Consider the following 12,933-nt stretch of genomic DNA (forward strand, 5'->3'; position numbering starts at 1 on the left):
TAGCGTGCTTTTTTTGACTATGATTTTCAAAGAACTCATATGCTACGCTATCCAAGATCATCGAAAAAATTTAAATTTATTGTAGAGGTTTGTCGTGCTAAAATTAGCTAACAAGATGGTTGTTTAAAAACATTAGACTAACAAAATCAAGTTAAATGTTTTTGTTTTTTTCTATTTTTCGTCCTTATGTAAAAAAATCAATGAATATAATTTTTTCAGAGCAAAAAAAGAGGTAATAGAAGAACCTTGGTATTCAATATAACTAATTTGTTATGTTTATATGGTGTTTGTTTTTTTAATAATTATTGTATTTTACATATTTTTGTTATGCTAACAATTGACATTTCGTATAATGCAAACTAGAATGAGTAAGAATTCATTTCCCAATCACATAATCAGTTTGGAATAATTGAAAGCGTTTACCTGATATTAGGATAGAGCTTTTTTTGGTTCTTTTTTCTTTTCCGAATTATGGTCGGAAGGAGAGATCATAGTACGTGCCTAAGGGAGGGAAATTTGAATATATAAGCTAAGGAAGAGGTGTATGTTGAGATGCAGTTAAATAGAAATGTTGGAAACTTCGAGCAAACAGTGAATTGTAACGCTGGTTACCTGGAGGTTACAAAATGAAGAAGTTATTGTCGTGTTTGATCTCGTTGAGTATGCTTGTTTATGTATTGCCGACCATGATTGTAAGCGCTAACAATGGTGGAGTTACTAATCTAACGCTTGATCCAACACCGTCTGCCCAATCGAATATGATTTCAGATGCTGTTTACAAAATTACGGCACAGCATAGCGGAAAAAACTTGGAAGTTGAAGGGGGATCCAAGGATGACGGAGCGAATGTTCAACAATGGACCGATAACGGAAAGGAGCAACAGAAGTGGAGAGTGGTCGACGTTGGTGATGGATATTATAAGCTGATCTCGCAATCTAGTGGTAAAGCATTAGATGTAGCCGGTGGTAATACCCATGACGGAGCGAACGTTCAACAATGGACCGACAACGGGAACGCTCAGCAGAAGTGGAAAATCATTGACGCTGGTGGTGGATATTATAAGCTGATCTCGCAATCTAGTGGTAAAGCATTGGATGTTGTCGGTGGTTATACCCATGACGGTGCAAACGTTCAACAATGGGCCGACAACGGTAGCGCTCAGCAAAGGTGGAGATTCACGCAGATTGATACGACAGCAGATACGACACCCCCAACCGCCCCAACAAACCTCCAAAGCTCATCCAAGACGAGCACATCTGTCACTCTTACATGGACGACCTCAATAGACAATGTAGGTGTAACTGGCTACGTTATTTATAACGGAACAGATCTGGTAGGCACGAGCACCACAACAAGTTATACAGTGACGGGTCTCACTGCGAACACATCCTACAACTTCACTGTAAAAGCGAAAGATGCAGCAGGCAATATTTCGGAACCGAGTAATGTCTTAAAAGTAACAACAAGTTCCGACTCCTCTCAAAATACAGGATTTTATGTTAAAGGTACGACGCTTTATGATGGCAACGGAAGTCCCTTTGTCATGAGAGGAATTAATCACGCTTACACTTGGTACAAAGGTCAAGAGTCGGTTGCGATACCTGCAATTGCCAAAACAGGAGCAAACACGATTAGAATCGTGCTGTCTGACGGTCAGCAATGGACGAAAGATGATCTGTCAGCGTTGCAAAACCTGATCACTTTATCAGAACAAAACAAATTGGTTGTTATCCTTGAAGTACACGATGGTACGGGAAGTGATAATGCTGCTGTATTGAATAAAATCGCAGATTACTGGATTGAAATGAAGAGCGCACTGATTGGAAAAGAAAATACAGTCATTCTCAACATCGCGAATGAATGGTTTGGTACTTGGGATGGAAACGGCTGGGCACAGGGGTATAAATCAGTTATTCCAAAGCTGAGAAATGCTGGCATCAAAAATACTATTATGGTTGACGCCGCTGGGTGGGGTCAATATCCGAAGTCGATTTTTGACTACGGAACGCAAGTGTTTGATGCCGATCCGCTTAAAAATACGATGTTCTCCATTCATATGTACGAATACGCTGGAGGAAATGCCGAAACAGTAAAAAGCAATATTGACAATGTATTAAACAAAAATCTAGCTCTCATCATTGGAGAATTCGGAATCAAGCATACAAATGGTGATGTTGACGAGGCCACCATTATGAGTTACGCCCAACAAAAAGGTGTAGGTTATCTCGGATGGTCTTGGAAAGGGAATGGATCGGGTCTAGAATATTTGGATATGTCAAACGACTGGGGAGGATCGAGTTATACTGAACAAGGACGTGCCATTATTGAAGGTCCGAATGGCATCAGAGCAACATCCAAGTTAAGCACGGTGTATAGCAACGGTAAACAGTAAAAAAGATTCATATTGTTTTAGCAACGGCCTTTTCTCGAAATTCTAATGGAGAAGGTCGTTTAGTTTGTCTGGAATGGCTGATGAAGCAAAAGCCTGTACAAATACATAGGAGCAAGGATTAGGATAAATATACTAGAATATCAAAGGAGGTCATAGTAAAATATGACTATAAGTCTGTTGAGTTAGTGGAAATGACGGTTCAAAATTATCCGCTTGGTAAGCGGGAAGGTGGCACTTTCAAACTCACCGGTCAGCAATAGGAGGAACCTATGAAGGATTTTGACGTAACCAAAGCCAAGTATGATCCAAAACAGGAAGAACAGGTGAAAAAGGGATTTTTCAACAAGGTGAAGTCCACGGCTGGAAAAGTTCCCTTTGTGAAGGATGCGGTGGCTATGTACTATTGTGCGATAGATCCTGAAACGCCTCTGTATGCCAAAGGGGTAGCATTCGGAGCCTTGGCGTATTTTATTTCTCCATTAGATGCTATATCAGATGTTATTCCGATGTTGGGTTTTACAGATGATGCGGGGGTTGTGCTAGCAGCCTTAAAAGTGTTGGACATGCATATCAAGCCTGTCCATCGGGAGAAGGCGAGCGAATTTTTGTCTTAAGGAATGCAAGTGGAGCGGGGGAGCTAAGGAATGGACAGATATACACCTACAGCGAGGGAACGCTGGCAGATGAAACAGAGTGAGCCACAGCCGCAGGGCTGGGTGCTCGCTCTATTTGGCTGGATTTTTGCAGGTTTGGGGTTCGTATTTAGTTTTTTTGTCTTTGGAGGATTGTTGGGTGTCTTAGGTTTGGTTTTCGGAATTTTAACGAAACGAATGGAGCAAAGAAACACGCAGGGTATCTTCATTATCGTAATCAGCTCCGTAGCTATTGGTATTGGACTATTGATTTTTATGATTTTTTTTGCGCAAGGTTTTGTAGAAGGTCTGAGAGAAGGGTATAATGAGCATTATTAGGTCAGGGAGGTAACAGCATTGAGCGTCATTATTTCACAGCAGATCTCGGCAACGGGCGTGAAGGAATATACGAAGGTGATGAAAACATTTGATTCCCAGCTTACACCTTTGGTTGGACAGAAAATCAGGGATACGGCATTTGGCGATATGCAATATTACGATGTCGAGGACGTATTTATTGATCTAGCGGAGAATGAGTATTGGGCAATTCTACCTGCCGTTTTGCTGCATTCTGATGATATTGAGGATATACGAGACGCTGTGCGTGAGTATCGTTCACACGGTTGGGAATGTACGAAACCTCTGTAAATGCATACCACTTAGGCATCTATACGGAAACGTCTTTCTTTTGCGAGATAGGCGTTTTTTTGTGTATTTGTGTATAAACTATTTCTAATGATTGGCATGAAAAGAAAGAATTTATGCTGAAAATGCGCAAATTGTATCATTTTTTATCATAAAACGACAAGTTGGGAAATGAAAACGGCCTTAATGTGTTATACTTAGTATATCAAAGGACAAGAGTCTAAAACGACCGGTAAGGCCCTTTCTTTGAAGAGCCTCTGAAAGGTTCAACGTTTATCCAAAATAAATGGTCAAAAGGAAAAGGGGAAATGCTAACGTGAGAGTGAATTTGAAATTTACCAACAAAGGGCAAGTTGCAGTTGAGAAGTTCAACAATGAGGAGCTTATCGAAATCTTTACCCGCTACATTAAAACGTTAAGCAAGAAGTATGATATCTCGGTTACCGTACCGGAGGATCTGAATGAGCAGATCTTGGCAGAGGGCACCGTAAAGGTCGTGTTGGATAAGATTAATTGTGACATGGACGCTTTTTTCAAGGAGCTGAGCCGGGATATCAAGGTACCACTGGTCAAAAGATTGGGTACCAAATTGGATAACGTATTTAAGACCGAGGTTGTGGAGCAGGAACAGAACTAAGAATAAGGATCAAGCGAGTCCGAATGTGGATTCGCCATATGAAATGATAAAACCTCCCGAATGGGGCGCATGGCTAGGCATGTGCTCGTTCGGGAGGTTTTATATGTTTAAACTACTCTATTCAGCAGGAAAACATGCATGGCATGTCTGTTCCTTTTAACGTGTTGTTGTGGAAGTAGGGCGCAGTTGGGCTAAATCAAACGAAGGTACCAGCCCTTCCTGCGCTGCGCGACCGAGCAAAGCTTCGATGGCGGCATATCCGCTGTCGCCCAGATTGGCGGTAAAATCGTTAACGTACAGGTCGATGTGCGATTGGGCGACATCGGGTGAAAGCTCCTGCGCATGAGACAATACATATTCACGCGAAGCTTCGGGATGCTTCCAAGCGTATTCGACAGAGGCGCGTATCCAGTTTGTGATCGCATCCAGATCCAGTGTACGGCGGGCAATAATGGCTCCGAGCGGGATCGGCAACCCTGTATCTTCTTCCCACCAGTTCCCCAGATCGACTTGCTTACTAAGTCCGTAGGACGGATACGTGAACCGTGCTTCATGAATAACCAGTCCGGCATCCATCTGCCCGTCACGGACAGCAGGCATGATTTGGTCGAACGGCATCACGACGATCTCGCCGACACCCCCAGGCACATGCTTGGCTGCCCACAGGCGGAACAGCAGATAGGCGGTGGAACGTTCACTTGGAACGGCTACACGCTTGCCAGACAGGGCTTCCGGGCCTTCGATCGTGGAACCTTCCCTGGTCAGCACGAGCGGGCCACAACCCCGGCCCAGTGCGCCCCCACAAGGCAACAGGGCATATTCATCTAGCACCCAAGGGAGTGCAGCATACGAAATTTTCATGATATCGAGCCCGTCTGGTGTGATCGCCAGATTGTTGGTGATGTCGATATCGGCAAATGTAATGTCCAGCGCGGGTGCGCCCGGAATCAATCCATGCGCCAGGGCATGGAAGACAAAAGTGTCGTTGGGACAAGGTGAAAAAGCAATTTGCATCTATATAACCTCCGTTAATGTAGAAAATGCGGCTTCCAACGCTTGCAAAGCCTCTTTGATTCGCCAGGCTGCACGGTCACGCGGACCGACAGCATTGGAAATCGTACGGATTTCCATCATCGGCAGTTCCAGCCTGTTAGCCGCCACGGCTACGCCGTAACCCTCCATCGCTTCGGCAGCAGCTCCGGGAACGCGCTTGGCCAGCCGTTCCGCTGTTGCCGCCGTGCCGGTGGCCGTGGAGACGGTCAGGATCGGCCCCGCGACAGCCGTCTGTCCAGCGGCACGCAACGCCTGAACGAATCGCTGCACGTTGGCAACGTTCACGGCAATTCGGCTTGAGCCGAAACCCAGCTCGTCCACGCTGCTGAAGCCCTCTGCCGTCTCGGCCCCTAGGTCGGCGGCAATGATCGCGTCAGCAACAACGACGCTCTCTAGTGCAGCGGCCTCCACGAAGCCGCCACCAATTCCGGCGCTGATGACCAGACGATAGTCACCAGCCGTTGCCAGTGCTAGCGCGGTTGAAGCCGCTGCGGACGGAGCGCCCACGCCAGCCAGCTCGACCACAAAACGGGTGTCGCCTTTCAGGCCCCGCAGTACAGCTTCCCGTTCGCCTTCAACCGCGGTCATAACCAGGATGCGCCCATCTGATGTTGTATGCTCCATCGGTTGATTCCCCTTTAAATTTAGGTAATATGCTCCCTTATCATACTGCTTTTCGAAACGATGTTCAAAAAAAGTCAACAAAAAAAGCGCTCTGAGGCGCTTTTTGGAAAAACTGCAAGATTCAGCAGATATGAAAATCAGTATTTGTAATATAAAACAATTCTAATCTGGAAGAACAGCGCAGGCATAGCATATAATAATTATATCGGCTGATCCTTCGTGATTAACTGAAACATGGTGATATTGCGGTCATAATGGCTTGGGGTTCCATCTTGATTGCGCACCCGAATCATCTCGCTACTGAATAACTCGATATATCCACAGCCGATCTCACAGTATACACCTGTAGGGTCCTCTTGCCAGACCGAAACGAGGTGTTGAGACAGCGCCGCGGTGAAAAATTCGATGTTTTTTTGCAGTACGCGTGGCGTTTTCTTGGGTTCCATAACGTAAATCCTCCCTATATCATGCCATTTGAAAATCAGCAATTGAACGTGGCTTCTAAGTGGTTACTACACATCATAATGAACATAAACAACTGAAAAAGGAACGGTTCGTCAATCTACTCTATGAAACAGACGTAAACACTGTACCGCTTAATGCTATTTTTGTAAAGCATCCGAATGACCTTTTCAAGCATCCAGTTTGTGTTTACACACATTTTACATTGCGTTTACACTTCTGTGATGCTAGCGCGTTTCATCTAATAGTACAATAAAGGGTAACTATACTGCATGAATTGATGGAGGCCATATGTTGATAGAGAGTCAGAATAAGGATAAAGCCGGGTCAGAACGTTACTTTAACCGAGATTTAAGCTGGATTGAATTTAATCGCCGTGTGCTTCAGGAAGCTCAGGATGTAGATACACCGTTGCTGGAGAGAGCCAAATTTTTGGCGATTGTATCTAGCAATTTGGATGAGTTTATGGCTGTTCGTGTTGCAGAGACGCGCGAGAAGATCAAGGCGGGTTTTATGCAAAAGGATTTTACGGGATATACCCCCTCCGGTTTGTACAAACGCCTGATCAAGCGTACCGTCTCGATGGTATCGGAACAATACCGGACCTATCGTGATATTTCTCGCCTCTTGACGAAAAAAGGCCTTTTACTGCTCGAATATGAAGACTTAAATACGACACAGCGCAAGTCGCTGGATGCATATTTTCATGAAATTATATTTCCGGTACTCACGCCGATGGCGGTCGATCAGAGCCGTCCTTTTCCACTCGTTCACAATAAATACGTATATTTAGCGGTCGTCTTGAGACGTCCCGGGGATACGGAGGAGGATAAACCACTTTTCGCCATTGTGCAGGTGCCTTCGAATATTCCACGTGTTGTTACGGTACCTTTGCGGTCGAACAGCAAGAAGAAATCATTTATTTTAATTGAGGAACTAATCAAGCATCATATTCAAACGCTGTTCACCGGATATGTTCCGGAGGCGGTTCATGCCTTTCGTGTTACGCGTAACTCCGATTTGTCCATTAATGAAGAAGAAATCGAAGATTTGCTCGAAGAGATTGAAAAAGAGCTGCGTCGAAGACGACGGGGGGCGCCGGTAAGACTGGAAGTAGAAAAAGGGATTCATCCCTATGCCCTGATGGAGCTTCAACGCGAATTCAAGCTGTTCGATCATGTGTTTGAGATGGACGGGCCGTTGGATCTGACATTTTTGTCGTCATTTGCCGATCATTTGGAGGGGTATTCGCATTTGAAATTTCCGGCAATCAAACCACTATATCCGGAAGAACTTCCCCCACAAGAGGATATTTTCAATGTACTTCGTAAGCGGGACGTGCTCGTGTACCATCCATATGAATCATTCGATGCGGTAACTGATTTTATCATTGAGGCATCAGAGGACCCGGATGTGATGGCAATCAAAATGACTCTGTACCGTGTCAACGGGGAATCGAAGCTGATTCCGGCATTGGCACGTGCGGCCGAATCGGGCAAGCAGGTAACGGTGGTGGTGGAGCTGAAAGCCCGTTTTGATGAGGAACGTAATATTGCCTGGGCGCGTACACTTGAAAAAGCAGGCTGCCATGTAGTGTATGGGTTGGTTGGCTTGAAGACGCACGCCAAAATCATTCTTGTCATACGTCATGAGCGCAACGCACTCAAACGATATGTGCATGTAGGTACAGGCAATTATAATGAAAGCACGGCGCGCGTGTATACGGATATCGGATTGTTTACGTCGGATCCGGTACTTGGCGAGGATGCCTCCGAACTGTTTAATGAAATCACGGGATTCTCCGCGCTCAAGACTTTGCAAGCTTTTACGGTGGCTCCAACGGGAATGAAGAACAAGCTATTTGAACTCATCCGTAGGGAAGCTGAGCAAGCATTGGCAGGTAAGCCTGCCCGGATTATTGCCAAGATCAACTCCTTATCCAATCAAGAGATGATCGATGAACTATATGCGGCTTCCCAGGCAGGTGTGAAGATTGATCTTATCATTAGAGGGGTTTGTTGTTTGCGTCCCGGTGTGGAAGGATTCAGCGAGAACATACGTGTCATCAGTATTGTAGACCGCTTCCTGGAGCATTCCAGATTGTTTTATTTTGAAAATGGAGGCAAGTCCGAGTTATTTCTGTCCAGTGCAGATTGGATGACGCGCAATTTGACCCGCCGAATTGAACTGATGTGCCCGATTTATGATGACGGGATCAAAGAAATGCTGGCAGATATTCTGCATTTATCGTTAAGGGATAATGTGAAGGCGCGCCAGCTTTTGCCTAACGGCAGCTATCAATTTGTGTCCAGAAACGACAAAGAGGCTCCCATCAGGAGCCAATCTGAAGCGATGAAGGTTAGAAATTGGAAGAAGGTAGAATGGACCACGACAATGTAAGGTTCCATGCCTTTTGGAAATCTTTAGCAACTGCTTCTAGCTCCCGTTGTTCTAATATGGGTTCACTCTTGCTTTCCAGACGAAGATGCAGTGCGTCATCCCCTGTAGTGGGATTGATGCTGGTAATCATTCCGGACTCACTCCGATCCATGCCAATTGCGAGTTGGAGCAGCGAGCCGAGCCGATGTACACGTTCCTCGTCGGAAGGCTCCAAAATATCCGCATGTGTGCGTAGCAAACGGGGGGTCCGGTTCTTGGGATGGTAATCCGCGATCAACGCGGCTAGCACCGTTTCCCTATGGGATAGACCGCCAATGCCTGCATGTAAAATCCAGAACACGGAATTCTGGCGGAAATGATAATAATTCAAGGCAGCCCCCGTTTTGTAAAGAGTTGCTGCGGTCAGTAACAAGCGTTTGTCCATAGCAGCTGAGGCTCCGCTAGCTAATGTGTCATAGAGCCGGACGGCGTACTCGTTAACCCGCTTGACATGCGCTTCGCTAACCGGGACAGCAAACGAAAGGATATTGCGAATGGATGTGATAAGCGGATTAGCTACCACGGGCTGTTCAGCATTGACCAGCTCATGAAATAGGCCGTCTCGCAGACCCGCTCCACTGACCAAATACGCGGAACCTTGAGCAGCTTCAAATATCGTTTTCAATATAATAAGACCCGGTACAATGATGTCGGCTCTGTCCTTGGACAGGCCGGCTGTTTTTTTGCGTTTTTCATAGGGAAGATGGGGCAGACTGCCATAGAAGTAATCGACATCTTCTGTCGTCATTTCGTAATGGTGCGTCACAGGAAGTGAGTAATCCTGCCGCTTCTGATTAATTTTAGCCAAAGTACGCAGGGTCCCGCCCAGCCCGATAAATGGCAGACCCGGATTGGAGAAGATCCAATCATGATTTTGCAGTGAAGAACGGACAAAGCTCTCCATTTCCTCAATCTGCTGAGGAGACCATTCGCCATTCTTGACCTCACGTCCAAAGCGCCAATTCATATTAACGGCGCCAAAGGGAAATGACACCGTATGCAGTCGCTTTCGATCGCGGAACAGCGTAATTTCGGTACTGCCACCCCCGATGTCAATAATGATTCCGTCACTTACATTCATAGTGTTCACTACGCCCAGAAAACCGGCATAGCCTTCTTGCTCTCCGCTCAGTATTTCCAGTGTTAAATTTGTCTCCTCCGCAATCCATTGGACGATTTCGTCCGAATTCGTGGCATTGCGGATAGCTGCTGTTGCTGCTGCACGCATACGGACAACCCCGTGCATATGGCATACCGCCATAAATTGGCGCAGCAATGGAGCGATGCTTCGGATCGCCTCCCGTTCCATACGGCCGTTGGCCCCAACCTTTTCGCTCAGTCGGGCAGCTTCTTTGCATTCCTGTACAATTCGATAGGCTCCTGTCTCTGTCATTTCATAGATCACCAGACGTATGGAGTTTGAGCCAATGTCCATGATGCCAATTTTGCTATTCATGAGTTGACCTCCTTGTTGAAAAAACGATTTGCCGGTAATTTCCGCTGCTCCGTGCAAATGGTAGTAGATTATTGTCATTGTACCAGTGATGTTCGGTGCATGCCACCGTTCGCCATGATCTTGTCGAAATAGGCACATGCCGTGGACAATCATCCAAGAATAGAACATTCCTGTTGAGTATGTATAAGTATACCTGACGGCGAAAGGAGAGGGTTAGATGAGACAACTTGCAAGCAAATGGCTAAAGACGAAGGCGCTGCTCCACCATCCACATACCGCCGTTTATATACCGGAAACCTGTCTATATAGTGAAGATCAATTGCGCATGATGCTGCGGCGGCATGCTTTTGTATTTATAAAACCTGTGAAAGGAGGCGGAGGAATCGGAGTCATGCGTGTGGCAAAGGAGCGTAGGGGATACACTTGTACGCGTATGGAGCACACGCACCGGTTCAGTCATTTTAGAGCGCTTGTAATCGGAATCAATACGCTCCGAATCCAACGTCCATATCTCATTCAACAAGGCATCCAACTGGCAAGTATTCAAGGTAGACCCGTCGACTATCGAGTCAAAGTTGTGAAGGAAGGGCAGAGATGGGATTTTCGTGCGGTGGTTGCGCGTCATGCTCGGCCTGGGCTGGTCATTACGAATCTGTGCAAAGGGGGAACTTTGCTGAAGGGAACAGAGGCGCTTCGGATGATATATCCCCGACGGCTTGCTGCTCAGAAGCGGCGAGAGATCATTGAACTTACACAGCGCTGTATTCCGATACTGGAAAGAAGATTTCCCGGGATCGGACAACTGGGATTTGATTACGGACTAGATCAGAATGGACGGGTATGGATTTTAGAGGTTAACACAAGGCCTCAATAAATTTCTGTTTTCTTTAAAAAATTTCCAGTTTAATCTATTAACAAGACGCTAAATATAATATATTTGTATAAACAATAAAAATATTTTTTTTGTGTTCGAGCGTCAAAATTCTGTGTATAAATATTGTCCACATTATCCCCTGTCACATATATGGGTTAACGACACTTACCAACAATTTATACACAGGATTTCCACAATTGACTGTGGATAACAGAACGCTTGTTCCGTTTTTGGTATTTTGATAGAATAGATTTTGAAATAAAAGGAAAGGTTGTGTCGAGGATGGCTATGCTGACGGATGAAATGCTTTTGGATTCCTATCAGATGGCAATCGAGCTTAAACTTGAATGTGACTTCATTGCACTGTTGCTGGCTGAGATTCACAAAAGAAATCTAGAGATGAATACAGCCGTAGTCCTTCATTAGACCGGACAAGCTCTCGTACTGCGACTGTAAAGTCATTCAGGGTTCGAATGACTTTACAGACAATCACTGCAACGAATAGGCACACCGTAAAAAAGGGTATTTCACTCCAAACATTCAAATTTGGAGTAAAATACCCTTTTTTGTCATAGTCTAAACTAGACTACAATTTCATGTTACTGCTGTGGCCGGGAGACAACTTGGCATCTGGATCTACATAGACCTTGGCGTTGTTGACTGCCGTAGGAGCTTCACCAAAGCCGACCGCAATCAGCTTGAGCTTGCCTGGATAGGTCGTAATGTCCCCTGCGGCGAAAATGCCGGGAATATTTGTTTCCTGGCGAGAGTCGACCACGATAGAGTTACTTTCGATTTCAATTCCCCATTCAGCAATCGGGCCAAGCGTGGATACAAATCCAAAGTTAACGATCACATCGTCCACTTCGATTTCCTGTGTTTCTTTGGTTTTTACATGAGCAAGAGTGACTTTTGTAATCGTGTCATCTCCATGCAATTCTGTAATTTCCGTTGGTGTAATAACGTTTACTTTGGAAGCGAGGAGGTTTTCGACACTGTGTTCATGCGCACGGAATTTGTCACGGCGGTGAATCAATGTAACCTGTTCTGCAATCGGTTCTAGCATAAGTGCCCAGTCTACAGCAGAGTCACCACCACCACTGATTAGCACTTTTCGGCCTGCAAATTTGCTCAGGTCGCTGACAAAGTAATGCAGGTTCGTTTTTTCAAAACGTTCGGCACCTGGAAGCTCCAGTCTGCGCGGCTCGAAAGCACCAACACCAGCGGTAATAATAACCGCTTTACCATGATACTCGCCACCTTTGTCTGTTTTTACGATGAAGTGGCGTTCTTCCTTTTTCTCTAACGATACGACTTTCTCTTCTAGCTGCACCACTGGATTAAAGTGGTTCATTTGTTGAACCAAATTGTTAACCAGTTCTTGTGCAGTCACTTTAGGAAAGCCAGCAACGTCATAAATATATTTTTCAGGATAAAGGGCTGCAAGCTGGCCGCCCAGTTGGGGCATACTTTCAATTAAGGTGACGGATGCCTGACGCATTCCTCCGTAAAAAGCGGCGAAAATACCGGCTGGACCGCCTCCGATAATAATCAGATCGCGGATCTCCGCACCTGTGGATTGAGCTGTCACTCTAAAAACACCTCCGAAAGGGATAGTATGGGATTTGTAGATATTGAATCAGCCGCATAGAGGTTCAGATAGCCGCCGAACGCATGATTCACTGTTTATCATTATAAACTGCTAGGTTCCGCTTGCA

General features: G+C 45.6%; 13 protein-coding genes. 8 read left to right on the top strand and 5 right to left on the bottom strand.

Translation table 11 applies throughout. The features are described from left to right. Nucleotides 1-626: 626 nt before the first annotated feature. The 5 genes from C1T21_RS23785 to C1T21_RS23805 all read left to right on the top strand — a co-directional run bounded on the left by C1T21_RS23785 (nucleotide 627) and on the right by C1T21_RS23805 (nucleotide 4,307). Nucleotides 627-2,393: a cellulase family glycosylhydrolase gene (locus C1T21_RS23785; RefSeq protein WP_103049993.1), complete on the top strand. Its 1,767-nt coding sequence runs from the start codon at nucleotides 627-629 to the stop codon at nucleotides 2,391-2,393. A gap of 269 nt (nucleotides 2,394-2,662) precedes the next feature. Beyond that, the gene (locus C1T21_RS23790; RefSeq protein ID WP_013311822.1) at nucleotides 2,663-3,007 is read left to right on the top strand and encodes a YkvA family protein; all 345 of its coding nucleotides are present in this window, start codon (nucleotides 2,663-2,665) and stop codon (nucleotides 3,005-3,007) included. A 30-nt stretch (nucleotides 3,008-3,037) separates the two neighbouring features. Next, on the top strand, nucleotides 3,038-3,364 hold the full coding sequence (locus C1T21_RS23795; RefSeq protein ID WP_025723578.1) for a hypothetical protein: 327 nt from the start codon (nucleotides 3,038-3,040) through the stop codon (nucleotides 3,362-3,364). 18 nt (nucleotides 3,365-3,382) lie between these two features. Next, nucleotides 3,383-3,673, top strand: coding sequence for a hypothetical protein (locus C1T21_RS23800; RefSeq protein ID WP_103049994.1), 291 nt, complete (start codon nucleotides 3,383-3,385; stop codon nucleotides 3,671-3,673). A gap of 313 nt (nucleotides 3,674-3,986) precedes the next feature. Beyond that, entirely contained in the window at nucleotides 3,987-4,307 is a 321-nt protein-coding gene (locus C1T21_RS23805; protein ID WP_014277849.1) for a hypothetical protein, read from the top strand. Nucleotides 4,308-4,463: 156 nt separating this feature from the next. Here C1T21_RS23805 and C1T21_RS23810 read toward each other — a convergent pair whose 3' ends face one another. The 3 genes from C1T21_RS23810 to C1T21_RS23820 all read right to left on the bottom strand — a co-directional run bounded on the left by C1T21_RS23810 (nucleotide 4,464) and on the right by C1T21_RS23820 (nucleotide 6,430). Beyond that, a complete protein-coding gene (locus C1T21_RS23810; RefSeq protein WP_103049995.1) occupies nucleotides 4,464-5,321 on the bottom strand; it encodes a 1,4-dihydroxy-6-naphtoate synthase in 858 nt (285 codons plus the stop codon). After that, entirely contained in the window at nucleotides 5,322-5,984 is a 663-nt protein-coding gene (locus tag C1T21_RS23815; protein WP_103049996.1) for a futalosine hydrolase, read from the bottom strand. 200 nt (nucleotides 5,985-6,184) lie between these two features. Beyond that, on the bottom strand, nucleotides 6,185-6,430 hold the full coding sequence (locus C1T21_RS23820; RefSeq protein WP_007431922.1) for a hypothetical protein: 246 nt from the start codon (nucleotides 6,428-6,430) through the stop codon (nucleotides 6,185-6,187). A 307-nt stretch (nucleotides 6,431-6,737) separates the two neighbouring features. Between C1T21_RS23820 and ppk1 the strand changes: the two genes are divergently transcribed. Further along, nucleotides 6,738-8,846 carry a polyphosphate kinase 1 gene (gene ppk1, locus C1T21_RS23825; RefSeq protein WP_103049997.1) on the top strand — a complete coding sequence of 703 codons (2,109 nt, stop codon included), beginning with the start codon at nucleotides 6,738-6,740 and terminating at the stop codon, nucleotides 8,844-8,846. On the opposite strand, the gene C1T21_RS23830 is transcribed toward ppk1, so the two are convergent. Continuing rightward, entirely contained in the window at nucleotides 8,806-10,341 is a 1,536-nt protein-coding gene (locus C1T21_RS23830) for a Ppx/GppA phosphatase family protein (protein ID WP_103049998.1), read from the bottom strand. The two genes, ppk1 and C1T21_RS23830, sit on opposite strands and share 41 nt — an antisense overlap. Before the next feature lie 217 nt (nucleotides 10,342-10,558). Between C1T21_RS23830 and C1T21_RS23835 the strand changes: the two genes are divergently transcribed. Both C1T21_RS23835 and sda read left to right on the top strand, forming a co-directional pair. Next, nucleotides 10,559-11,215, top strand: coding sequence for a YheC/YheD family protein (locus C1T21_RS23835; protein ID WP_103049999.1), 657 nt, complete (start codon nucleotides 10,559-10,561; stop codon nucleotides 11,213-11,215). A 282-nt stretch (nucleotides 11,216-11,497) separates the two neighbouring features. Then, the gene (gene sda, locus C1T21_RS23840) at nucleotides 11,498-11,641 is read left to right on the top strand and encodes a sporulation histidine kinase inhibitor Sda (protein WP_007431918.1); all 144 of its coding nucleotides are present in this window, start codon (nucleotides 11,498-11,500) and stop codon (nucleotides 11,639-11,641) included. Nucleotides 11,642-11,801: 160 nt separating this feature from the next. Here the strand turns inward: sda and C1T21_RS23845 are convergent, their stop codons facing one another. Beyond that, complete coding sequence (locus C1T21_RS23845; protein ID WP_103050000.1) at nucleotides 11,802-12,806, bottom strand: NAD(P)/FAD-dependent oxidoreductase; 1,005 nt, start codon at nucleotides 12,804-12,806, stop codon at nucleotides 11,802-11,804. Nucleotides 12,807-12,933: the final 127 nt, after the last annotated feature.

It is taken from the genome of Paenibacillus sp. F4 (assembly GCF_002894905.1).
In the GTDB taxonomy this organism is placed as follows: domain Bacteria; phylum Bacillota; class Bacilli; order Paenibacillales; family Paenibacillaceae; genus Paenibacillus; species Paenibacillus polymyxa_B.